This window comes from Borborobacter xinjiangensis (genome assembly GCF_047739745.1).
Taxonomy (GTDB): domain Bacteria; phylum Pseudomonadota; class Alphaproteobacteria; order Rhizobiales; family Rhizobiaceae; genus Pseudaminobacter.
This window is the reverse complement of the sequence record NZ_JBLLVA010000015.1, coordinates 1-21,669: the sequence shown is the minus strand read 5'-3', so window position 1 is coordinate 21,669 and position 21,669 is coordinate 1. Positions and strand designations below refer to the sequence as shown.

The following is a 21,669-nucleotide window of genomic DNA, read 5'->3' as shown; positions in this document are numbered from 1 at the left end:
CAGCCGCGCTTCGGCGTTTAGCAAGACCCCGGCTTATAATTTGTTTTGGGACGGCTCTTCATGGCATCGCGCAAACTTTTTCTTCTCCCCGGCGACGGGATCGGCCCCGAGTCGATGGGCGAGGTTCGCAAGCTCATCTCGGTGATGAACGATCGGCTCGGCACCGGCTTCGAAACCGAGGATGGCTTGGTCGGAGGCTGTGCTTATGATGCGCATGGCAAGGCGATCTCCGACGCCGACATGGATAGGGCGATAGCTGCCGACGCCGTGCTTCTCGGTGCAGTGGGCGGCCCGAAATGGGATCCGGTTCCCTATGACGTCCGTCCGGAGGCAGGGCTTTTGCGCCTGCGCAAGGACATGCAGCTTTTCGCCAATCTGCGCCCGGCGATCTGCTATCCGGCGCTGGCCGCCTCGTCCTCGCTGAAGCCGGAAGTGGTCGAGGGCCTCGACATCCTCATCGTGCGCGAGCTTACCGGCGGCGTTTATTTCGGCGAGCCGAAGGAGATCATCGATCTCGGCAACGGTCAGAAGCGTGGCATCGATACGCAGCTCTACGACACCTATGAAATCGAGCGCATTGCCGGCGTCGCCTTCGAACTTGCGCGTACCCGCCGCAACCACGTCACCTCGATGGAAAAGCGCAACGTCATGAAATCCGGCGTGCTGTGGAATGAGGTGGTGACGGCGATGCACAAGGCAAACTATGCCGACGTCAAGCTCGACCACATGCTGGCCGACGCCGGCGGCATGCAGCTCGTGCGCTGGCCCAAGCAGTTCGACGTGATCGTGACCGACAATCTGTTCGGCGACATGCTGTCCGACGTGGCGGCGATGCTGACCGGCTCGCTCGGCATGCTGCCCTCGGCTTCGCTCGGCGCCCCCGACGCGAGAACCGGCAAGCGCAAGGCGCTCTACGAGCCGGTACACGGCTCCGCACCCGATATCGCCGGCAAGGGCATCGCCAATCCGATCGCCATGATCGCATCCTTTGCCATGTGCCTGCGCTATTCCTTCAACATGGTCGCCGAGGCCGACGCGCTCGAGGCTGCAATCGCCGCGGTGCTGAACGCCGGCTACCGGACCAAGGACATCATGTCGCAAGGAAATACCGAGGTCGGCACCTCGGCGATGGGCGATGCGGTGGTGGAGAAATTCATCGCGCAAATGGCGGCGTAATCGGCCGGCAGGTTCAGGATCAAGCTCGGTGCATCCGACTGGACGCGCCGAGCCGCTTCATATTCACTCATACTATTGAATCCGTCACAGGGCGGAGAATTCATGCTGATCGTCGGGCCGATCCGGCAAGGCTTCCCGCACCTGCCAGCGCGGCTTCGCGCCCCATATGCGCTTTCGAAGCCAGTTACTCTTGGTGCAGCGATTTAAGTGCAAAATGCCTGCGTTTCCCTGTTGCAATCGGCCGGCTCTTCCGCCATATAGGCTGCGCTTGCGGTGAGAGCCGCACGTGAGCGGGTGTAGCTCAGGGGTAGAGCACAACCTTGCCAAGGTTGGGGTCGAGCGTTCGAATCGCTTCACCCGCTCCAATTATCTTCTATCGAAAAGCCGCGGTTTGCCGCGGCTTTATCGTTTTTAAGGCTAGTTGAAATCGCCGCCGATCAACTATCGGCGAGTTCGCGGCCAACAACACGTCCGCTCCGGGCGCGCTGCCGCCAATAACGGCGGCCGGATTTCGTGTACGATTTCTCGAATGGGTATGTTCAGTGGCTAGTCGAGATAAATATGTCTCACACACCTTACTTCTGGTTGCCACCGGCGGTTAGCCCAAACAGAAGCTGCCCCCGGCCTGGTCGCTGCTTGCCTCCAGAGCCGTAGCCGCCATCAACTCTTTCTGAATACGAGCATCCTATCGGTGATGTTTATCCAGCAGGCAGAGTTTTTCTGCTGCATTCTGGCTGAAATGGCGACCCGCCCTTACCGCAAGCAGCCTGTATAAAACGTGTCGAAGCCAACCCAAATGGGAGGAAGCGTCTCTCGATTTCATGCGTGTCCCCTTTCTTATTGAGTTTCAAATCAGTTAGATCATCCGGCGTTGACGGCACAGAAGCCCCCAAGGATGCGCACTGCTGTGTGACACACCCAGGGAAACCAGGATTGCAAGCATCCGGAGACAAGTTCTTCATGAAGTCGATCGAAGATTTCGCTCGAGAGTTGGATTGGAATTTACTTAAAATATTCCACGAAATCGTACAGGCCGGCGGGATAACCAAAGCGTCCGATCGAACGCACTTGAAACAATCTGCCATCAGCCTTGCGCTCCAGCGGCTTGAGACTCGAATCGGCGCCACCCTCTGCAAGCGAGGCTCAGCGGGGTTCGAACTCACGCCTGAAGGAATACTGCTGGCAGAACTCTGTGCTCCGATAATGCGCGCGGTCCGCGAAATTCCAAGTCTCGCCAATGAATCCTCCAGTGAAGTTCATGGGAACCTGACGATAGGGCTGATCAGCAATTTCACCAGCAGCATGTTGGACGCGGCGATCAGTCTTTTTCATGCTAGATTTCCGAATGTAGAGCTTATCGTCTCCACCATGCCGTCCACTCATGTGACGGGTTCCGTCATGCGGAACGAGATCGACATCGGCGTGGCTCCGTCGAGGGTTGCGCGCCCGGAACTCAGGTACCGATTCCTTTCCGACGAGATTCACCGGCCCTATTGCGGAGTTAGTCATCGATTGTTCGGCAAGCAGTTCGTTGACCCTCGGCAATTGCAGGATGAACGTTTCGTTCTTACCGGAAGTGACGAACCCGACGAGCTGAGGGCTTTTCGGCTGCAATATGGGCTCGGCGACAAGGTCTCGGCCGTAACCGAGCATCTTGAAGAGGCAAAGCGGTTCGCGGTTTTGGGAATAGGGCTTTGTTTCCTGCCGGAAAACTATGCGTCGGCGGATGAAGCGGAAGGACGATTGTGGCCTTTGCTTCCACGCGAAATCGCGCCTTCCATCGGCGTCTATGTGATTGACAATCCAAGCTTTCCGCAGTTGGCGCGCCGCAACAAGCTTCGCGAAGGTTTCATTGCCTGTCTGAAATAGAGGCTTTCGCATCGGTGGATCGCCGCTGGTCACCCGCTCGCCTGATCCGCGCGGTAGGAAATCACCGAGAGGAAGCGGATGGGCAATTTTGTCAGCTCTTTTGGCCCGTGTGGCGCATCGGCGTCGAAGAACAGGCTGTCGCCCGGCGTCATGCGATAGAGGCTGCTGCCGTGGCGATAGACGACCTCGCCTTCCAGCATGTAGAGGAACTCCATTCCATCATGATGGAAGGTCGGGAACGCATCCGAGGGTTCGGTCAGCGTGATGAGATAGGGCTCGACGACAACGCCGCTTGTGCTTGAACCGACATAACCAAGCAGATTGTACTGATGGCCCGCGCGGGTGCCGCGCCGTTCAACATTCATGCCCTCCCCGGCCTTCACCAAAACAGCGCGGCTTTTTCCGACGAAACGTCGAAACAACGCAGTCAGCGGCACTCCGAGCGCGGACGACAGCGCATGCAGCGTGTCCAGGGAGGGCGAAATGGCGCCATTTTCCACCTTCGAAAGCATGCTGACCGAGATGCCTGACGCAGTTGCCAGTTCCATGACGGTCATGCCGTGTCGGGCGCGCATCGAGCGAACCTCTCGGCCAATGGCCGCCTGCAGAAGTGCCCCCTTGCGGCTCTCATTCTCGCTACAGCGTTGCCAAGGTTGGGATGAGCTTGCATGCGCGAAGTCCAGCCGGGCGTTTTCGTAGGCCGAGGGTTCCACTGTGCTGTATGATTCACTCATTCCAGGGGGTCTCCTTCGCGAATTGCGACTGGCTGCTCGTGCGGTCGAAGAGGCGCCCGATTGTCGGGCGCCTCTGGCGGCTCACAGCACGCCGGTGAGGATGCCGACGCCGGCCAGCGAGGCGGCACCGCCCAGGCATTTGACCAGCGTGGCGCCTCTCGCCTCGGCGGTGTGGCCGAGCACGAGCCCGCCGGCCAGGCCGGCTGCATGCAGCAGCGCGGTGGCGGCGATGAAGCCGCTGCCATAGGCCAGGCCGGCCACCGTCTCCGGCATCTCGGCGCCATGGGCGTGGCCGTGGAAGATGGCGAAGAAGCCGACCAGCCCCATGGCGGCGGCGACCGGGGCGGTCAGCCCGAAGGCGACGGCCGCGCCAAGCACGATGATCGACAGGGCGATGCCAAGCTCGACGAAAGGCAGGCCGAAGCCGGCAAGGCCAAGTCCGCCGCCGAGCGCCATGACGGCAACGAAGCTCGCCGGCACCAGCCACAATGCCCGGCCGCCAAGCTGCGCGGCCAAAAGGCCGACCATCACCATCGCCAGGATGTGGTCGAGGCCGCCCAGCGGATGCGCAAAGCCGTGCGCGAAACCGGAGACTTCGCCATGTCCCGTATGGGCCATGGCCAGGGAGGGGAGGAGAACGGCAGCCGCCGTCAGCAGTGCGCGAATGCGGAATCTAGACATGAAAACACCTGAAGGCTCTAGGGATTTCGATTTTGTTCGCGGAAAGAGAAAGCGGGTCCAAGCCACGCTCAACGAGCACCGTCCGCTTTCGCTTTGTCGCGATGTCCGAGCTTGCCGTTGGCGATCAGCGTACCCAGCGTGTCGAGAACGACGCGACAGGCAAGTTGGGCCGTATTGTCGTTGACGTCGTAGGGCGGTGAGACCTCGACAACTTCCATCCCGCACAGGCCCTCGGCGGCGATCGTTCGAATGATCTCGAACGCTTCGCGGGGCAGCAGACCGCCTGGCTCCGGCGAGCCCGTTCCCGGCGCGAAACCGGGATCGATCGAGTCGATGTCGAACGACAGGTAGACCGCCTTGCACCCTTCCCAGGCCATCTCCAGGGCCATTTCGGCCACCTTCTTGGCCCCGTGCTTCTCGAGGTCGAACATCGTCATGACGCTTGTTCCGCGCTGATGCGCGACGGCGCTGCCGGGACGGTTTCCATACCATCCGCCGATGCCGAGCTGGACCAGGTTCTTGGGATGGCAGTTCGGCAGGCCGACATCGTGCATGTGGCTATGGTCGCGATGCGATGTGTCACGCCCCTCATGCGTGGTCCAGAACCAGGGCGTGGTGTGCATGCGCTCATCCATGTCCTTTTCCTGGATATCGATATGCCGGTCGATATGGATGATCCCGACATTGCCGTCGATATGCGGAGCGATGCCCCGGACATTGGGGAAGCCGAGACTGTGATCGCCGCCGCAAATGATCGGGAAAACCCCGGACGTATAGATGTGGGACACCGCCTTGGTGACCTGATCGAACGTCTTTTCGATATTGCCGGGAATGACGAAAATGTCGCCGGCATCGCAGAGATCCAACTCCTCGTAGATGTCGACGCCGCCGTCGAACCAATAACCGTCATAAAGAGCCGAAATGCGTCGGACCGCCTGGGGTCCGAAACGGGTTCCGGGGCGGTAAGTCGTTGCCGAATCGAAAGGCGCGCCGACGAATGCCGCCTCATACTGGCCGATCTTGCGGATGTCCTCGCAATAAGGGACCTTCATGAAGGTGTTGATACCGGCAAAGGCCGGCTGATGGCCGCGGCTGAACAGCGAGATGCTGCGGTCGACCACGGATGATGCGGCCTCAAGCCCAAATTCAAGCGAGCGGGCTGTCTCCTCGGCCTGCTTCTTTTGCGAAATGCGCGAAAGTCGCTCCAGAGCCAGCCGTCCATCTGTCGAGCTCCTTATTTCCTCCGCGTGAGAGTGGCCATTTCCACCGCCGTGGTGATGATCGTGAGGTCCGTTTCCCATTGCTTCTGTCCTTGAGTTTGGAGTGGACGTTCTGGCTGTCACTCCCAACACTGTTCCACTCGAATTCGACGCATCAAACGCCAATTCAGACCTAGATTCTCCGGCATCAATACTTAAAGAGTGCTCGGAATTATTCTGACTATTCATCTACAATGAAAAACGTATCTCCTAAATATTTTCCCATCAACGACCTAAATTCCAATATCGAACATTGATCCCATCAATCTTCGACCTTCAGGATAGGAAAATCCGGGATTTGGCCGCAGAACCATCCCAGCAAGCAAAAGCCCCGCCGGAAAGATTTCCGGCGGGGCTTCTTTGCAGGACCGCTTTGCGGCGGGTCACATTTGATAGGTAGCGAGAAGGTGCCCGACGTAGATGGTCAGACCGCCTGTTACGAGAACGACATAGGGCAATATACCCGCTCGCTTTTTTATCATTCGCCCATCTTCCATCAGATCCGCCTGCATCCAGTCGGGGAATCGCCCGCGATCGGTCACGTAGTGGCGGAAGAGGAAGATCGGAATGATGCCGGCGGTGATCAGCAGGCTGGTCAGCAGAGCGCGCTCGCCCCAGAAGTCTGCACCCCAGCCCATGATCAGCAGATTGAGGTAGCCGCAGATTCCGCCGACCCACAGTAGCCAGTTCGGGCATCGGTAAGGCCGCGGTGCATTCGGTCGATCCATCCGATGCAGCCAGCCAGCCTGCAGGTTCAGGAAAACGAAGATCATGTAGGTGGTGTTGGCGAGAACGATGAGGAACACATAGTCCGACAACATCAACAAGAAGGCGTTGAAGATCAGATCGGTCCACATGGCGGCGACCGGGGCGCCGTGACTGTTGAGTCTCGACAGATATTTCGGCAGCCAACCATCATGCGCACCTTGATAGAGCGTGCGCGACGAGCCGGCCATCGCGGTCATGATGACCAGGCATACCGAGAGGATAAGCATGGTCATGATAATGTTGGCGAGTATGGGACCGGCGCCAACCATTTGCGCCATGAACCGGCCGACCCCGGTGCCGTCGTAAATTCCAGGATCGAGCAGGCCGTCCAGGCCGAGATAGCCTTGGAACGAGATCGGCACGATCGTGTAGAACAGGATGCAGAGCAGGCCTGAATAGACCAGCGCCCGCACGGTGTCGTATCCTGGATTCTTGAACTCGCGCACGTAGCAGACAGCGGTCTCAAAAGGATAGGTCGACCAGGCCGCGAGCAACAATCCGGCCGCGAACGTCGTATAGCCGACCATGTTCCAGGCGCCCGGAATGGGTTGACCCGACGCGTCATGCTCGAACGGAACAAACGGCAAGAAGCTGTCGGTGTGCAGATCGCCAGTGAAGAGCGGCACAACGCCGATAAGGAAAAGCGGCATCAGAACCGCGACCGCCACGATCATCTGCACCTTCGCGGCCTTCAGGACGCCACGATGCTGGATCGCGAAGACAATCAGCATCAGAAACAGCCCCAGCAGAAAGGTCGAATTGATCCGCAGCAGCAGACCTGTCTTGATGAAACTCAGGTCAACGAGCGTGACCGACCAGGTGCGTATGGCGGCATCGGCCGGAAACAGCATCTGAAGGACATAGCCGGCGGCCAAGCCTGATCCCACCGCAAGCACAGGAGACCATGAAAACCAATTCGCCCAGACCGAGATCGGCCCCAGAACCTTGCCGTATCGCACCCACGCGATGGCGCCATAGACCGAGGCGCCGCCGGACTTGTTCGGAAACAAGCCCGAAATCTCGGCGTAGGTGAAACATTGGATGAAGCCGATGAACATCGAGACGATCCACACCAGCGGAGAGATGTTGCCAACCGCCGAGGCCACGGCGCCGATGGAAAAGAGCACCAGGACCGGCGTGCCGGCCGCGAACCAAAAGGCATGCGTCCAGTTAAGCGAGCGCTGAAGTGAATATGATGGGGTTTCCTGGGTCGCTGCGAGCGCCGGCGCACTATCACCGACACCCAAGACCGACTGTGTTCCGGCTTGCATGCCATCTCCTCCATTTTTCGAGTCTTTGATTCAGACTGATTTTTTTAACTCTCATGGAGATCACACCGGCGGCGCCGAGAAACCTACCGGTCGGCTATTTTCTACATTGATGAGGTCAATGTCCGATCAACGGAAATATGATATGCAGGAACATGCAAGTGAAACCCGACGGGCGGGCGAGTTTTGCGTGCACTCAGAGTGCAACGCACAGTTCAGGTCTTCGCAACCTGAATATTTACTGGAGATTTGCGATGTCCACCGCACTCGCCAAGAAGGCTTCTCTTGCCGTGCGCTTCGGCGCATACTCGTTGGAGATAAGATAAATATCGCACGACATTTCCTCCGAACGTTCCATCAAAGGCCAAAGCAGGCCGCCTTCCACATCACCGGCGACGAATTGCTCGGGAAGAATGCAAATTCCGACCCCGGCCACAGTGAGACGCCGAGCCTCTTCCAGATTCGGCGTCCTGGCGGTCACTTTCTGACCGAGGCGGTGCCGCAAGCGGAAGCTGGTCAGAGAGTCCGGCTCATCGGATCCAGTCAAAATGAATGTCTCGTCGGCCAGAGCGGAGGCGCTTGGCATTTTTCCGAATAAGCGATGGCCACGTCCACAATAAACGTTGTGGTATTCAATCATGAGAAAATCGTATCTCAGATCACTATGTTTGTATAAAATGGGAGAAATTCCTACATCATAATCATTGTTGACGATACATTTAGTTATACTATCCCATGTAAGCACATCAACGTTCATAATTACATTAGGGTATTTCCAGTTATATTTGACATATATATCGTCCAGTATGCGACTTGAGAAATTGCTGATAACCGCGATATCAAGAACGCCCGAAACATAATCCTTCGAATTGGCTAAGGCATCCGGGATTTCTTCTATGTTTGCGTAAATTTTCTTTACGTAGTCGTAGAGGATCCTTCCTTCATCAGTGAGATCGAACCCCGCCCGTCCTCTTTGACACAACCTGCTCCCGATGATGGATTCAAGGCGCTGCAAGGCCAAGCTTATCGTGGATTGCTTGCGCCAGCCGCTATTGGCCGCAGCTGTAATGCCGTTGGCCTGGACGATATCGTGGAATGTCTTCAAAAGGTTCCAGTCGAGCCGACGGCTGAACTTCTGCATACCGCGGATGAAATCGCCATCTTGTATATGCATCGAGCGCTCCCTGAAATTTCGGGCAGGATAGCAGGACGGCAGGGACACGCCACATCCCGACGAAATTCCTCCCCAAGACGCTTCCAGATCACCGGTTTCCGATTAAAAGCAGAGCGGATTGTTGGCGGATTAGCGATCCTGGGAGGTGAAAATTGCTGTTTTACAGCCCGAATGGATAGGTTTCGGGCATTCCCGGCTTGGCGTGCTCGGGTCCCAAGGGCGTCACCGCTGCCGTTTGGTCGAACCAGACGAACGCGTCGAACTGCTGCGGCAGCGATGCATCGGCATAGTGGCTCATCAACTCGGTTTCCGGTCGGTAGATGACGCCGATAAATCGCTCCAGCCGCCTCTCCAGCAGACGCTGACGCAAGGCTTCGTCACGATTGAGGTCGAGCAGAAAACGCGGCTCGCCTGAATCGTGGCACAGCCGTTCGTAGCTGTCCTCATGCGAGGGCCGCACCTGTTTCACTTCCATATCGGCGTCCCAATCGCTGGCGGCCGCAACTCCCTCATGCGTACCGAAACCGATCAGGGCGGCGGCATCGCCGTAACGCTGCCGGCAGAGTTGCCCGATATTCAACTCTTCTCGGACGAAGCCCATTTCGGTGTAGCGGGCATCGCCAATATGCGAATTGTGCGCCCACACAATCGCCTTTGATTCCGGCCCGCCGGATTCCAGAAGATGTTCAAGCGTTTCGAACATATGGGTATCGCGCAGGTTCCAGGATTCCGCACCCCCGTAATACATGATCCGGTAGTAGCGCTCCGCCGAGGCGATCAGCCGTGCATTCTGAGCGGCATCGAGAAAATCGGTCCCGTCCCTTGCCATGTAGTCCAGCCGCTTGCTGAAAAGGTCACGGCATTGTTCCACCACCGCATTTTCGCATTTGCGGTATCCGCTGGTCAGCACCGCCCGCCCATAGGTTGAGGGCTCCTTCTGCCACGGCGTCAGGCAGCCGTAACGTTCGCGCGCGACCGCTGCCGCATCCGGGTCGATCTTGTCGAGATAATCGAGGACCGCAGCAATGGAGCCGCTCATATTGTATATGTCCAGCCCATAAAAGCCGGCGCGGTCCGGCGGGGCAATCGCCTCATTGTGGCGGTGCATCCAGTCGATGAACGCCGCGACATCCAGGTTGCGCCACATCCAGGTGGGAAAGCGCTGGAAGGGCGGCTCGGCGTCCGGTCGGGCCGAGCGATGGCGAACGTGGCGGTCGACGACCGCAGCATCCGGCCAGTCCGCCTCAACCGCCACGATCGTGAAGCCGTGTCTCTCGATCAGGTGGCGGGTGATCGCAGCGCGCGCACGGTAGAATTCCGAGGTGCCGTGGCTGGCTTCGCCCAACAGCACGACACGGCGCTCGGCAAAGCGGTCGAACATCGCGCCAAAGGCGGGGTCCTCGAAATCCGGCAGCGGCTCGGCCGCAGCGGCGATCATGTTCGGCAAGCTGCGCTCACTTGCATGGCCGCTTGTGCGCTTTGCGGCAATACGGCCGTTGCCCTCAGCCCAACCCTGCTCACCAATGAGCGGAACGAACATCACGCCGCCGAGGTCCTCTTCCGTGAAGACGGTCCCGCTCTCGCGCGTGATCTTCAGCAGGCGCTGTCCCCCTGCTTCCTTGCCGACCGGTATCACCAGGCGCCCGCCGACATCGAGTTGGTTCTTCAAAGCCTGAGGAGCACTTGGACCGCCCGCCGATACCAGGATGGCATCGAAGGGCGCCGCTTCCGGCCAGCCCTTGGTGCCGTCGCCGACACGCAGATCGATATTGCGATAACCGAGCTTTTGAAAACGCCGCGTTGCCGCTTCGCCGAGCGCTGCATGACGCTCTATCGCATAGACCCGGCCCGCAATCTGGCTCAATGCCGCTGCCGCATAGCCCGAGCCCGCGCCCACCTCAAGGACATTTTCTCCGGGCTTTACTTCCGCCGCCTCCATCATCAGCGCAACGATGTAAGGCTGCGAAATCGTCTGCCCCTCGCCGATGGGCAGCGGCGTGTCCTCGTAGGCAAATTCCTCGAAGCCGGACTCGACGAATGCTTCGCGCGGAACGCGACGCATCGCGTCAAGCACGTGCCGGTCGCCTATGCCGCGCCGGGCCAATTGAATGTCGACCATGCGCTCCCTTGCATGGGCGAAATCGGGCATGTCTGCACCTCCGTCTGATCGAGTGCAACGCGTCGAAGCGGACCGAAAGCTGGGTCAGATTTCGTCGAACTGACTGCCCTCGCGTGAAGGATCGCGCCTGATCGCCGCCTCCTCTGCATCGTCGGGTAGTGCCGCGTCGCTCTCCTGATACGGATTGTCGTCGTTGTCGTCGCCATCCTCGTTTTCGACCGTCTCGATCTCGTCGATGCTCTGCAGTTCCTGCTGAGCGGAGGCACCGCCCTTGTCGACCTCTTCGGCGATCTCGTCCCAGTCCTGGCTTTTCACCGGCCGCTCTGTGCGTTGGTCCTCGGCGGGTTCGGAATCCGCCGTCGCTTTTCTATCCGGGTTCATTGCCTTCTCCTTGAATGAAGCACCCCAGCGGCCGGGCAGTTGGTCGCCGATCAGTCGTCGGTGCGCTTCTTGTGGTGCTCGCTTTCCTGGTTCTCACCCCGAAGGATGTTCCTGTCGTCCTTGTCGACGAGGTCAGGTGCGCCGGTTCGCAAGCCAGTGCCTTTCCGGAACGCTTCCCGCTCCTGCTTGGTCTTTTTCAAATCCGCCTCGGCGTCGAAGTCCGCATCGGCATTCTTGGTGTTTTCCCGACCTTCGATGACACGAAGCTGCTGCTCGTGGGTTTTCCTTCCGGCCATGACAAATTCCTCCATGGAGCGGGCTATTTGTTTGTGCGTATTTTCTGTCGCGGATTGATCCCGCCGGCGGCGTTCGTGTCGTTCTCGACATCGCCGATGCTGGTGTTCTCACCGTCAAGCGCGGTCTCGTCGCCCTGATTCATCCTTCCCTTCGACGTTCCTATACCGGGATTTCTCTTCAGATCCGCGTCGCTGGGAGTTTTCGTTTTGGGATGTTTGTTATGAGCCATCGCCAACTCCTTCTTGCCGTTACCGCTCACTCCTTCTTGGGGATGCGATTGCCGACATGATCCTGGTATTGATCGGTTTGAACCTGTTTGCTGTCGAGACCTCTTTCTTCCGAATGCCTGGACTTGTCCCGGTTCGAAAGAACCATGTTCTCTTCGAGGTCTTCCTTTTCCACGCTGGTCATCGCACCGCTGCCCGATCCCTTGCCGTGAGTGCCTGCTCCAACGTGCTTCTTGCTCGCATTCGCCATTTCCTCATTCCTTCCTCGCTTCGGCAGCCGGGTTTTGTCAGGTATCGCCCTTCATTCGAGGGTTGTGCGTATGATGGCTGTCGCGCTCGCCGCCACCTCCCGAAACCTTGCTGCGACGCCGCTGATCCGACTCGGCCGGCGGCTTGTTGATCTCGAGCGGCGCCTTGGCGTTCTCGTGCGAAGCGCCGGGACCGCCCTGTCTGATGCTGTTGGGCGTCTTCTTCGATGTCGACATGGTTTTTGACCTATCGATCCTGTTGGTAGCCTTGATGGGTAGTATTGACCTTGGTGTTTCCCTGCTGACCCTGTTTGTCAGGGTCCGGGGCGCCTGAGCGGGCCTCACGTGTCTCGTCGCGCGCGGCTTCCTTGCGGTCGCCTGGACCTTTCGAACTTTGATTGTCGCGGGGAACGGGTGGGGGTTTGGTAGCCATAGGACCTCTCCCTTGTTTCGTCTCGGTAGGGAAAACCGAGAACCCATCGCAAGGTTCCACACTTGGCGAACCGATCGAGGCCTCCGGCGCTTCAAACGGTGAGCCAGGATGACGTGCGGACATTGGAACAATTTCGGAACAATTTCGCGGCCTGGCGGTTGGCCCTTGTCTTCGAACAAACGCGAGATCATGGCCGCCAACGCTGGCTGTCGTACCGGCGGGAAAGGACCTCAAATGAGGAAGGCGCCTTTAATAGTGATAACGGCGATGACATTGGCGCTCGCCGGTTGCGACCAGTCCGATCCCGATAGGGCGGGCACCGAACCTCCAGTTCAGAATCCACCGGTCGATGCTGACCCTACTCCCGATACGGGAACCGGCGGCGAGTCGCAGACAAGCGAGCCCGGTGCCAGCACCAACGGAGCGCCAGCCGCCAACCAGGACGCTGGACAGAACTGAGGGGCATGGCGCGGCAGCTTACATCCTGCCCTCTCTAGCAGGAGAAAGGAGCGGATCGGATTGGCTGATAATTTCTGGCTTCTGGCGGTTGCGGGCGGACCGATCATTCTGGCTATCGTGATCGGCTATGCTTTGCTCGCCCGTCGGCGGCGCACGTCCCAAGAGGTCAAAAGCCGCGACGACGCAACGCGACGGCTCTATGAGGAAGACCGGGATCGGCATTGAGGTGCCGGAAGCGCGCTCCTATCGGAACCCGAATATGCGCCTCGTCAGCACGCGCCAGGCGGTCAAGGGAACATCGAGCAGGCCCGGCAGCGGATCGTGGACGCTGAATGCCGCCCATGAGCGCACCCGAGCGAACGATCGCAGATACTCTCGCCATGAAAGCCGACCGCTCGACATCAATTTACCGGCGACTACGGCATCGCGAACCAGATACATCCATGATGCTTTCGATCGTGCCGAAACCGATGCTGTCTTACGACCATTCGCAACCTCCCAAAGCATCGCGCCGAGATCGACGCCGGCACCGTCTGCCAGACCGAACCACGACCATGGGCGCGGGTTGACGTCCAGAACCCGCAGCTTGCCGTCGCGCGGATCCCGCTTGAACTCGATTTCGACGAGCCCCTCGTGCCCGATGGATTCGAGAATCCGGCGCCCCGCATCGATCACCTCCGGCTCCTCGACGACTTCGACGAAGGTGCTCGTATAGCCGAACTCGATCGGATATTGCCGGACGCGGCGGGCGCTGAATTCAGCCACCGGCGCGCCCCGGTGCCACAGTGCCGCGTAGGAAAACTGGCTTTCGCCGCCGCCCATTATAAGTTCCTGGACGACGACGTTGTCGATGCCGATGTGCTCGGCAGCGTCCTTGTAGGCCGCCAGGAACGAGGCCTTGTCATCCGCGCGCACGACCTTCGCCCGCGAGAACCGATCATGCCCGCCGCCCATGTTGGGCTTCAGCACGACAGGAAACCGGATGTCGGAGCCGGCCGCCTGCTTCATGGAGTTGAAAACATAGGTCGCCGGAATATCGAGCTTCAGTTCGGCGGCACGGCGATAAAGCAGCGGCTTTTCACATACGTATTTGAGACTGTCCCACGCTGGCAGCATGATCCTGTAGCAGGACGACAGCGCGCCGATCGATTGCGAGACCAGCCGCACCTCGGGGTCGCCGCCTGGAACAAGAAGATGTCCCTCCAGCTTGTGGATTCTGGCAAGCTCGAGCAGGCAGGTCACGGCGTCGGCATTGTCGGGTCCGGGCCAGTCGAGCCTGCGGTCTATATGACGCGACCAGCCCGGCAACGGATTGTCGTTGCTGACCAGCCAGACCGGAACCTTCCGTTTTCCCAGACTGCGCGCCAGCGCCAGCGTTCCGTGCGCGCCGCCGAGCAATACGACCCCGGCAGGGCCATTTTCCTTCGCCCGTAAGGTAGCATCCTGCATTATCGACGAGCCTGCCCGTCGGCGCTCGCACCGCCGTCGACCTGCTCGACAAGTTGAGCGGGAAGATGGAGGTACCGTGCCACCTTGCGTTTGGCGGCAATATCGCTCCAGACGGCAGCGACCTGGTCTTCGGTAAGCGAGGCAGCCTGGGCCACCTGTGCGGCCGGCACCTTGTTGTTCAGCCCGTAGAGGCACAAATCCATCTTGTCGTAGGGCAGCGCGAAGTAGAATTCCTCCTGGGTCTGCGCCAGCGAATAGGTATCGGTGGTCGGCGCGCGGCGGCGCACCGCTTCGGGAACACCGAGATGAGCGGCGAGCTGATAGACCTGCGACTTGTAGAGATGCGCGATCGGCTTGACGTCGGCAGCGCCGTCGCCGTTCTTGACGAAGAAACCCTGATCATATTCGAGGCGGTTCGGAGTGCCGACCACGGCATGGTTGAGGCGGTCGGCGTGATAATATTCGATCTGCTTGCGCGTGCGCTGCTTCATGTTCGTTGCGGCAACAATGCCGAGATAGACCTGCGCCGGCAGGCGATGCTTGCGCATCTCTCCGCGGGGGTCGCGCACCACCAGCGAGCAGATGTTGTAGCCGCCGGTGGTCAGCGCATTGGCAATGACGATCTTCGAGCTCCAGCCCGGCTCGTAGTCCGGCTCGACCTGACGGATGAACGCGTCACGGCGCGCATAGCAGCCCATCACCTCGAGTGTCGGGCCGATATTCTCGACTTCGCCCTTGAGGTCGAATTCATTGGCGACAAGCTGGCCGAGCCGCAGGCTTTCGGGGTCGGAATCGTTTTCGGGCATGAACAGGCAGAAGACGTTCCGTGGCCCGACCGCCCGTGCCGCAAGGGCGGCGCAGACGCTGGAATCGATGCCGCCGGAAAGGCCAAGCACCAGCCCGCGCTTGCGCGTGGCGTCCCGCACCTGCGCGCGCAAAGCCGAGACTATACGGCTGGCCTCAGCCTCGGCATCGATGTCAAGCGTCCGCATCGAAAAGGGCATTCCGCTATCGCTCGCCGGGGTCATTGCGTCTTTTCTCCTGGACAGGCGACAAGGCGCCGAGCGACTTTTCCGCTGGCCGTCCTCGGCAGTTCCCTACGGAACTCTACCGACTTGGGCACCATGAAATCTGGCAAGCTGCGTGCGCAGCAATGAATGATGTCGCGCTCGCTCGGCGTCGGATCGGTCGGAACGATGACCGCATGCAGAACCGCACCAAGCAAGTCGTCCGGCATGCCGACGACGACTGCCTCGACGACGCCCGCGCAGCCATGCAGGACGGCCTCCACCTGTTGGGGCGCGACCTTCTCGCCGCGAATTTTCAGCATGTCGTCCTTGCGTCCGACGAAATAGAGGAAGCCGTCGGCGTCGCTGTAAAACAGGTCGCCGGTATGCAGCACCCTTTCCCATGGATTCAGGCTCGGACGTAGCGCGGTGTCGGTCGCTTGTTCGTTTTCCCAGTAACCCCGCATCAGATGCGGCCCTCGCACGACGAGCTCGCCAACCACGTCGGCGCCAGCCGGCCTGCCCGCGTCATCCACGACATAGGCCTGCGTATTGGGAATGGGCTTGCCGACCGAACCCGGCCTGCGATCGAGCTCCTCAGGCGCCAGAAAGGTGGCGCGCGCGCATTCGGTCAACCCGTACATGCAGAAAAGCCTCGCGCTCGGAAACAGCTTCCTCAGGCCTTCGATATGGGCCGGCGGCAGCGGGGCTGCGGCATTGGTGATACAGCGCAGGTTCGGCAGGGCGCCCGGCGCGAGTTCCTTCATGGCAAGGATCATCGCCGCCATGGTCGGGACCAGTGGCAGGCACGTAACCGCCTCGGCCCGCGCCTTCTCCAAAACCGCATGGGGAAAAGCGAAGTTCTTTTCAAGGACCAGAGTGGCCCCCACCCGCACAGCGACGATGAGCTGATAGAGGCCATAGGTGAACGACAGCGGCAGCACGCCGAGCACGACATCGCTGGCGGTGTTTTCCAGATAGGAGGCGATCGAGGCCGATGCCGCATCCATGCTGGCATGCGTCATCATCACGCCTTTCGGGCGACCGGTCGACCCGGAAGTGTAGATGATCATGGCAAGATCGATATCGATCCCTGCTTGCGGAAGCGGATCGGCAACGGGACGTTCCATGCAGTCTTCGAACGCAAGCGCATCGGCAGCGGAAATCACCTCCCCGCGCGCGACGACGATCAATGGACGCATCGCCGCGATGCTGGCCGCCTCGCCGCAGAGCCCGGCGAACTTCGCCTGCGTCAGCACTGCGCGCGGGCGGCAGTCGCGCATGACGAAGCCGAGCCAGTCGGCCTTTACCGAGGAATTGACCGGACAGAATATCGCTCCCGCCTTCATCACGGCGAAGATGGCGACCGCCGTTTCCCAGATATTCTCCATGAATATGACGACGCGGTCGCCACGGCTGACGCCCCGCGACAGAAGGGCGGCGGCGAGCCGGTCGGACCTGTCATTGAGCGCGGCAAAACTCAGGCGCGTTCCACCAGCGACGATGGCGATCTTCTCTGGATCGGCCGTCGCGCTGTGTCTTAGGAACGTCTCGACGCGCATCTTCGGTCTCAGCCTACCGCGGCGTGCTTGCGGGCAACAAAGGCGGCTATACGGGCTATGGAATCGAGATTGGTCGGCACGATGTCGGCATCGGCAATCGGAATGCCGAAACGTTCCTCGAGGAAGGCCACCAGCTCGAGGATTCCGGTGGAATCGACAAGATCGTTTTCGATCAGCGAAAGCTCGTCGCCGGGTGCACGTTCCGTTTCGCCGAACAGAAAATTATCGACGATGAAGGCTCGGATCTGGTTCTTTGTTGGATCGGACATGGGTTCTCCCGAATTCAGACTGCCGGCTCAGGCAGGCTCTGGCGTTGCGTGCTGGCGAACTCTCGCGACCAGAGCTGCGTCGAGACGATGCCGACGAAAGCGGCGTTGTCGCGAAAACCGCCAATCCCGTCGCGGTGGTATTTTTCCAGCAGCTTGCCGGTGGCTTGCGGGTTGAACAGACCGGTGGCCGCGAGCGCCTCGGCCGACATGAGCTCGTCGACATAGCTGCCCGCCGCACCCTGGAAAGAGGCGCTGTCGGGGGCGCGGTAGGGTTGCTTGGAGCGCTGGCCGATGACAGGCGGCAACAGGCCGGCGGCCGCCTCGCGCAATATGTGCTTTTCGCGAAGGCCTCGCAGCTTGAGGCGCGGCGGTATGCCGGCTGCGAATTCGACAAGACGGTGATCGAGAAAGGGAAAACGCGATTCGACGCCATGCGCCATCGCCATGCGATCACCCTGGCTCGACAGGATGTAGCCGGGCAGCAGAAAGCGCGTCTCAATGAACTGCGCCTGATGCAGCGGATGCCAGCGCGCGAAAGCCTTGGGCAGGGCTGCCGCCAATTCGTCGGCCGCATCGTAACCGCGAAGCGATTCCCGCAGATCGCGCGAGAAGAACATCTTGGCGCCCGCCGTTACGCGCATGCGCGGGCGGTGTGAAAACAGTGGATCGTCGGGTGCGTCGGCGCCCGCACCGAAGAAGGCAGCCAGATATTCCGGCGTCTGCTGCTGCAGCGAGGTGAGGTAGGGATAGATCTTGCGGAAAAGATGCGGCCGAATTTTCGAGCCCGGCTGGCGCCCGCAGAAACGGCGGATACCAGCTTCCTTGAACAGGTCGTACCCGGCAAAGATTTCGTCCGCGCCTTCGCCCGACAACACCACTTTCAGCCCTTCCTGCCGCAACAGTCCGGACAGCAGATAAAGCGGTGCGGGCGCGGTTCGCAGCACCGGACGCTCCATGTGGCGAACGATTTCGGGAAAAATCCCGGCAATATCGTCGGCCCCGCAGGCGACCGCGTGATGCCTTGTGCCGAGCGCTTTCACCATGATCGCCTGGTAGGCGCTTTCGTCGAATTCGGCATCGTCGAAGGTGACGGCGAATGTCCGCAATCCGCCCGGAACCATACGCACCGCGAGCGCCGAAACGATTGAGGAGTCGAGCCCGCCGGAGAGGAACGACCCGACCTCGACATCGGCGCGCAAGCGGATGCGTGTCGCGTCGTCGAGCAGTGCGCGCAGTTCCTCGGCAATCTCGCCTTCCGTGCGCCGATCGACACCCTCGTCGCTTTCGGGGAATGACAAGGACCAATATGGCCTGACACGGGCCTCGCCATTTTCGACGATCATGAAATGCGCCGGCGGCAGTTCGCAGATGCCCTTGAAGACGGTACGCGGCGCAATCGGCGCCCACAGCGTGAAGATCTGATCGAGGGCGATCGGATCGATCTCGGCTTCCACGCCCGGAATTTGGAGCAGCGCTTTCATTTCCGAGGCGAAATGAAAGGTGCCATCGCGCCATGCGTGGAACAGCGGTCGAACCCCCATCCGGTCGCGAGCCAGCACGAGCCGATTACGGGGTTGATCCCAGATAGCGAAAGCGAAATCGCCGTTGAGCCGCGTTACGAAGTCCGCTCCCATCTCCTCATAGAGCTGAAGAATGACCTCCGTATCGGTCGATGTCCGGCAGCGTCGGCCGAGCGCCGTCAACTCGCGACGCAGCTCGATATAGTTGAACACCTCGCCATTGTAAGTGATGTGGATGGTGCCCTCGGCATTGCTCATCGGCTGCGCGCCGTCGCTGAGGCCGATGACTGAAAGCCGCCGATGGCCAAGGCCGGCGCCATCGCCCACGAAGATGCCTTCGCCATCGGGCCCGCGATGCGCGATCGCCCGGCACATGCGCCGCAGCAGCATCGCCGCCTCTTCTTGTGGCCGGTAACCGCCGAAATAGCCGGCTATGCCGCACATGATTCGGCCATCTCCCTAGTCAAAACGGTCTCCAATCAGGCGCGACCAGGACTCTCCCGCAAAGCCGTTGAAAAAGGCCTTGCCGGCGACAAACGGTTCCAGAAGCGAGGGATCGCGCGCATGCACGATGCTCGCTGAGGCATGCAGGAACATGAAGCGTCGGCCAAGCATGGCTTCAAGCAGTGTCGGCTGTGTGCGGCCGCGCAGTCCGACCATACCGCGCTCGCTGGCATGGGCGAGCATGCTGTCGATGACAGCCCCGGCCTGCCCCGGTGAAAACAGGACCTGCACGACACGGCCGATGCGTCCCGGATCGCCGTAATACAGGAACATGCCGACCTCGCGGCCATCGCGCGTCCTCACCACACGCCGCACCATCGAGCCGTAGAGCGCCTTTCGGCGGGATTCGGCAATCATCCGGCGCAGGCTTGCGCAATCCCAGTCCGGCCGTGCGCCGAAGCTTTCGGTAAATCGCCTGAACAGCACAACTGCGATGTCATCGTCGGCATCGATACTCGCCAGCGTGCCCGTTGGTGCTGCGGCGGGAACGCTGATCCACCGTGGGCCGGGAGCCCCGCGCCGGATCGCGGCGTCGACGGGCTTTGCCAGCGGCCCGAACAGGCGCATCACGCCTGCCGCGCCAGCAGCCATTTCGGTCAGGAAACCCACCGGCCGGATGACGCGAAGCCATTCGAGACTATGCTCCGGCAGCACCGTGGCGCGCAGCTTGCGCCACATGGTGGTGGATACGTCGTTGGCGGTCTCCGTCAGCGAGATGTCCTGCGGACCGGAAAAAAAGGCCCGCATCAGGCGGGCGCCGGCAAAGGGGTCGTCGGCATGGTTGTTGACCATCAGCGTGCCGCAGACTGCCGCGCGCACCGATCGATCTCCGACCAGCAGCGGCAGTGGCAGCGCGCCGACGAAACCCGAGACGCGACCGTCGTCATTTACATGGACATGCGAATTGATCTCGGGATCGCGGCCAGGCCCGTCGAGAAACAGTTCCGCCAGATAGGCTTCGAGGGAAGCGGTGGCAGGCTGGCGTGTCTTGCGCAGGATGCGCTGAAACAGCTCCGCCAGGGTCGGTATGTCCGTCTGCCCCAATGCCCTGATTTCGCTCATTCAACGACGACCGCTTCCATCCTGCCAAAGGGCTATGGGCCGGCTTCGTTGCCGCCAAAACCTCAAGGTGCAGAGGCGCGCACCATAATCGATGGGAATTAACGTTCAGTTTTTGAGGTTTTCGCGCATGCGCGCACCTCTTTGGACTGATATCTTGCGTGAACGCAGAGGCATGGCCAAAAACAGAATCGATTTTTTGGGAGCGTTGTGCGTAGATTCGAAGGTGTCGCAGCGTCCTTCAGCGCGCGGGCCGACACGCGATCACGAGGAGGTTGGATGCGAGCCGCTTCGATAGCTGCCCTCCTGTTGTGCTCGCTCGCTCCGGCAGAAGCGGAGACTGTTCCAGGGGGATGGAAGCCTCCTGATTTTGACCGCATGGCCTTAGCCAACTCCACCATCGCGGCTTCCTATGCCGACAAACCGGCAGTCCTCATCGCATATGTCGCGGCGATGAGAAGCTATGGAGCGGCAGCCGAGCGGGAAGGCGTTACCAGCCTGGCCGATACGCTTGTGGCCAGAGATCGGCCGCCAAGCATCCCTTGGACCTGGACCGCAGCCAATGGCGATTCGGTGCGCCGCGTCGAAGAGGGCGTGTTTCGGCTCTCTACCGGCGATTATCTGGATAACTGGTTCACCGAGGTCGAATGCAGAATGGACGAATGGCCGTTGTTCCTTTGCAGTGACGGCAAGGAGCGGAGAATGTCGGCGCCGGACCTCGGCACAATGATCTTCCAGGGGATCGAGTATACGCGGCCCCTGCCGGAGGAGCAGCTTGTCGACGAAGATTCCGGCGCACAAGGGCCGCCCTGACCGCATGGCGCCAGATCGACGTGCGTCCTGACGGACGCATACTGTCGATCTAGCTGTTTGTTGGAGCATCGGATATTCCGAAAACCGGATCCACTTTTCGGTCCGATGCTCTAGCTCTTATGACCGTGGTCAAGTGTGATAGATGAACTTTTCCGTCCCATGTCTTTGCCACAGGATGTTTGCCTTTGACGGACAGCCCGGGGACGGGATGAGCCCTTGAGACGACGGTCGATCATGCTCTTATCCGCGGGTTGGCTACCGCACTTCCGTAATCCGTCTTGGGCTATCCTTGTCTAGAATCGGGCGTTGGGCCGTTGCCCAGCCACATAGCTAGCGCGGGAATTCCCCACCGTGGCCACATCCCGTCTCCGTGCTGTCCCGGTTGTTGCGCCG

22 protein-coding genes and 1 tRNA gene are annotated in these 21,669 nt (G+C 60.3%); 5 read left to right on the top strand and 18 right to left on the bottom strand.

All coding sequences use genetic code 11. The annotated features are described in order from the left end of the window. Positions 1-60: 60 nt before the first annotated feature. From leuB to ACLKMW_RS16200, 3 genes are all read left to right on the top strand, one after another. Positions 61-1,176: a 3-isopropylmalate dehydrogenase gene (gene leuB, locus ACLKMW_RS16210; protein ID WP_415725524.1), complete on the top strand. Its 1,116-nt coding sequence runs from the start codon at positions 61-63 to the stop codon at positions 1,174-1,176. 290 nt (positions 1,177-1,466) lie between these two features. After that, positions 1,467-1,541, top strand: a tRNA-Gly gene (locus ACLKMW_RS16205). A 595-nt stretch (positions 1,542-2,136) separates the two neighbouring features. Continuing rightward, positions 2,137-3,045 carry a LysR family transcriptional regulator gene (locus ACLKMW_RS16200; RefSeq protein ID WP_415725523.1) on the top strand — a complete coding sequence of 303 codons (909 nt, stop codon included), beginning with the start codon at positions 2,137-2,139 and terminating at the stop codon, positions 3,043-3,045. A gap of 29 nt (positions 3,046-3,074) precedes the next feature. Here the strand turns inward: ACLKMW_RS16200 and ACLKMW_RS16195 are convergent, their stop codons facing one another. The 12 genes from ACLKMW_RS16195 to ACLKMW_RS16140 all read right to left on the bottom strand — a co-directional run bounded on the left by ACLKMW_RS16195 (position 3,075) and on the right by ACLKMW_RS16140 (position 12,634). Continuing rightward, entirely contained in the window at positions 3,075-3,779 is a 705-nt protein-coding gene (locus ACLKMW_RS16195; RefSeq protein WP_415725521.1) for a helix-turn-helix domain-containing protein, read from the bottom strand. An 81-nt stretch (positions 3,780-3,860) separates the two neighbouring features. Beyond that, entirely contained in the window at positions 3,861-4,460 is a 600-nt protein-coding gene (locus ACLKMW_RS16190) for a HupE/UreJ family protein (RefSeq protein WP_415725520.1), read from the bottom strand. A 68-nt stretch (positions 4,461-4,528) separates the two neighbouring features. Continuing rightward, complete coding sequence (locus ACLKMW_RS16185) at positions 4,529-5,761, bottom strand: agmatinase family protein (RefSeq protein WP_415725519.1); 1,233 nt, start codon at positions 5,759-5,761, stop codon at positions 4,529-4,531. A 341-nt stretch (positions 5,762-6,102) separates the two neighbouring features. Then, complete coding sequence (locus tag ACLKMW_RS16180; RefSeq protein ID WP_415725518.1) at positions 6,103-7,758, bottom strand: APC family permease; 1,656 nt, start codon at positions 7,756-7,758, stop codon at positions 6,103-6,105. Positions 7,759-7,993: 235 nt separating this feature from the next. Continuing rightward, the gene (locus ACLKMW_RS16175) at positions 7,994-8,929 is read right to left on the bottom strand and encodes a LysR family transcriptional regulator (RefSeq protein ID WP_415725517.1); all 936 of its coding nucleotides are present in this window, start codon (positions 8,927-8,929) and stop codon (positions 7,994-7,996) included. 160 nt (positions 8,930-9,089) lie between these two features. Further along, complete coding sequence (locus ACLKMW_RS16170; protein ID WP_415725516.1) at positions 9,090-11,078, bottom strand: protein-L-isoaspartate(D-aspartate) O-methyltransferase; 1,989 nt, start codon at positions 11,076-11,078, stop codon at positions 9,090-9,092. 54 nt (positions 11,079-11,132) lie between these two features. After that, positions 11,133-11,429 (bottom strand): hypothetical protein, encoded by a 297-nt coding sequence (locus ACLKMW_RS16165; RefSeq protein WP_415725515.1) that lies wholly within the window; start codon positions 11,427-11,429, stop codon positions 11,133-11,135. Positions 11,430-11,479: 50 nt separating this feature from the next. After that, positions 11,480-11,725, bottom strand: a complete 246-nt coding sequence (locus ACLKMW_RS16160) for a hypothetical protein (protein WP_415725514.1) — start codon at positions 11,723-11,725, stop codon at positions 11,480-11,482. 23 nt (positions 11,726-11,748) lie between these two features. Continuing rightward, positions 11,749-11,955, bottom strand: a complete 207-nt coding sequence (locus ACLKMW_RS16155) for a hypothetical protein (RefSeq protein ID WP_415725620.1) — start codon at positions 11,953-11,955, stop codon at positions 11,749-11,751. A gap of 26 nt (positions 11,956-11,981) precedes the next feature. Further along, positions 11,982-12,203 carry a hypothetical protein gene (locus ACLKMW_RS16150; protein ID WP_415725513.1) on the bottom strand — a complete coding sequence of 74 codons (222 nt, stop codon included), beginning with the start codon at positions 12,201-12,203 and terminating at the stop codon, positions 11,982-11,984. A gap of 37 nt (positions 12,204-12,240) precedes the next feature. Further along, positions 12,241-12,438, bottom strand: coding sequence for a hypothetical protein (locus ACLKMW_RS16145; protein ID WP_415725512.1), 198 nt, complete (start codon positions 12,436-12,438; stop codon positions 12,241-12,243). A gap of 10 nt (positions 12,439-12,448) precedes the next feature. Then, complete coding sequence (locus tag ACLKMW_RS16140; RefSeq protein ID WP_415725511.1) at positions 12,449-12,634, bottom strand: hypothetical protein; 186 nt, start codon at positions 12,632-12,634, stop codon at positions 12,449-12,451. Positions 12,635-13,153: 519 nt separating this feature from the next. On the opposite strand from ACLKMW_RS16140, the gene ACLKMW_RS16135 reads away from it, so the two are divergent. Further along, positions 13,154-13,318, top strand: coding sequence for a hypothetical protein (locus tag ACLKMW_RS16135; protein ID WP_415725510.1), 165 nt, complete (start codon positions 13,154-13,156; stop codon positions 13,316-13,318). An 18-nt stretch (positions 13,319-13,336) separates the two neighbouring features. On the opposite strand, the gene ACLKMW_RS16130 is transcribed toward ACLKMW_RS16135, so the two are convergent. From ACLKMW_RS16130 to ACLKMW_RS16105, 6 genes are read right to left on the bottom strand one after another with little or no spacing between them, the layout of a single operon-like run. Then, positions 13,337-14,542 (bottom strand): carboxylate--amine ligase, encoded by a 1,206-nt coding sequence (locus ACLKMW_RS16130; RefSeq protein WP_415725509.1) that lies wholly within the window; start codon positions 14,540-14,542, stop codon positions 13,337-13,339. Next, positions 14,542-15,534: an NAD(+) synthase gene (gene nadE, locus ACLKMW_RS16125; RefSeq protein WP_415725508.1), complete on the bottom strand. Its 993-nt coding sequence runs from the start codon at positions 15,532-15,534 to the stop codon at positions 14,542-14,544. The genes ACLKMW_RS16130 and nadE overlap by 1 nt, the downstream gene beginning before the upstream one ends. A 32-nt stretch (positions 15,535-15,566) precedes the next feature. Then, positions 15,567-17,111 carry a class I adenylate-forming enzyme family protein gene (locus tag ACLKMW_RS16120; protein ID WP_415725507.1) on the bottom strand — a complete coding sequence of 515 codons (1,545 nt, stop codon included), beginning with the start codon at positions 17,109-17,111 and terminating at the stop codon, positions 15,567-15,569. A gap of 8 nt (positions 17,112-17,119) precedes the next feature. Further along, positions 17,120-17,380, bottom strand: a complete 261-nt coding sequence (locus tag ACLKMW_RS16115) for an acyl carrier protein (protein ID WP_415725506.1) — start codon at positions 17,378-17,380, stop codon at positions 17,120-17,122. Between the two features lie 14 nt (positions 17,381-17,394). Continuing rightward, positions 17,395-19,344: an asparagine synthase (glutamine-hydrolyzing) gene (asnB, locus tag ACLKMW_RS16110; RefSeq protein WP_415725505.1), complete on the bottom strand. Its 1,950-nt coding sequence runs from the start codon at positions 19,342-19,344 to the stop codon at positions 17,395-17,397. Between the two features lie 15 nt (positions 19,345-19,359). Continuing rightward, positions 19,360-20,466 carry a hypothetical protein gene (locus tag ACLKMW_RS16105; RefSeq protein WP_415725504.1) on the bottom strand — a complete coding sequence of 369 codons (1,107 nt, stop codon included), beginning with the start codon at positions 20,464-20,466 and terminating at the stop codon, positions 19,360-19,362. A gap of 375 nt (positions 20,467-20,841) precedes the next feature. Between ACLKMW_RS16105 and ACLKMW_RS16100 the strand changes: the two genes are divergently transcribed. Beyond that, positions 20,842-21,276 carry a hypothetical protein gene (locus ACLKMW_RS16100; protein ID WP_415725503.1) on the top strand — a complete coding sequence of 145 codons (435 nt, stop codon included), beginning with the start codon at positions 20,842-20,844 and terminating at the stop codon, positions 21,274-21,276. The last annotated feature ends 393 nt before the right edge of the window (positions 21,277-21,669 follow it).

Excerpts from the sequence above, each read along its gene's own strand:
- asnB (WP_415725505.1), bottom strand. The coding sequence starts at position 19,344 with ATGTGCGGCATAGCCGGCTATTTCGGCGGTTACCGGCCACAAGAAGAG.
- ACLKMW_RS16170 (WP_415725516.1), bottom strand. The coding sequence starts at position 11,078 with ATGCCCGATTTCGCCCATGCAAGGGAGCGCATGGTCGACATTCAATTG.
- ACLKMW_RS16185 (WP_415725519.1), bottom strand. The coding sequence starts at position 5,761 with ATGGGAAACGGACCTCACGATCATCACCACGGCGGTGGAAATGGCCAC.
- ACLKMW_RS16100 (WP_415725503.1), top strand. The coding sequence starts at position 20,842 with ATGGCCTTAGCCAACTCCACCATCGCGGCTTCCTATGCCGACAAACCG.
- nadE (WP_415725508.1), bottom strand. The coding sequence starts at position 15,534 with ATGCGGACGCTTGACATCGATGCCGAGGCTGAGGCCAGCCGTATAGTC.
- ACLKMW_RS16115 (WP_415725506.1), bottom strand. The coding sequence starts at position 17,380 with ATGTCCGATCCAACAAAGAACCAGATCCGAGCCTTCATCGTCGATAAT.
- ACLKMW_RS16175 (WP_415725517.1), bottom strand. The coding sequence starts at position 8,929 with ATGCATATACAAGATGGCGATTTCATCCGCGGTATGCAGAAGTTCAGC.
- ACLKMW_RS16145 (WP_415725512.1), bottom strand. The coding sequence starts at position 12,438 with ATGTCGACATCGAAGAAGACGCCCAACAGCATCAGACAGGGCGGTCCC.
- leuB (WP_415725524.1), top strand. The coding sequence starts at position 61 with ATGGCATCGCGCAAACTTTTTCTTCTCCCCGGCGACGGGATCGGCCCC.
- ACLKMW_RS16150 (WP_415725513.1), bottom strand. The coding sequence starts at position 12,203 with ATGGCGAATGCGAGCAAGAAGCACGTTGGAGCAGGCACTCACGGCAAG.
- ACLKMW_RS16160 (WP_415725514.1), bottom strand. The coding sequence starts at position 11,725 with ATGGCCGGAAGGAAAACCCACGAGCAGCAGCTTCGTGTCATCGAAGGT.
- ACLKMW_RS16190 (WP_415725520.1), bottom strand. The coding sequence starts at position 4,460 with ATGTCTAGATTCCGCATTCGCGCACTGCTGACGGCGGCTGCCGTTCTC.
- ACLKMW_RS16155 (WP_415725620.1), bottom strand. The coding sequence starts at position 11,955 with ATGGCTCATAACAAACATCCCAAAACGAAAACTCCCAGCGACGCGGAT.
- ACLKMW_RS16180 (WP_415725518.1), bottom strand. The coding sequence starts at position 7,758 with ATGCAAGCCGGAACACAGTCGGTCTTGGGTGTCGGTGATAGTGCGCCG.
- ACLKMW_RS16140 (WP_415725511.1), bottom strand. The coding sequence starts at position 12,634 with ATGGCTACCAAACCCCCACCCGTTCCCCGCGACAATCAAAGTTCGAAA.
- ACLKMW_RS16195 (WP_415725521.1), bottom strand. The coding sequence starts at position 3,779 with ATGAGTGAATCATACAGCACAGTGGAACCCTCGGCCTACGAAAACGCC.
- ACLKMW_RS16120 (WP_415725507.1), bottom strand. The coding sequence starts at position 17,111 with ATGCGCGTCGAGACGTTCCTAAGACACAGCGCGACGGCCGATCCAGAG.
- ACLKMW_RS16200 (WP_415725523.1), top strand. The coding sequence starts at position 2,137 with ATGAAGTCGATCGAAGATTTCGCTCGAGAGTTGGATTGGAATTTACTT.
- ACLKMW_RS16105 (WP_415725504.1), bottom strand. The coding sequence starts at position 20,466 with ATGAGCGAAATCAGGGCATTGGGGCAGACGGACATACCGACCCTGGCG.
- ACLKMW_RS16165 (WP_415725515.1), bottom strand. The coding sequence starts at position 11,429 with ATGAACCCGGATAGAAAAGCGACGGCGGATTCCGAACCCGCCGAGGAC.
- ACLKMW_RS16130 (WP_415725509.1), bottom strand. The coding sequence starts at position 14,542 with ATGCAGGATGCTACCTTACGGGCGAAGGAAAATGGCCCTGCCGGGGTC.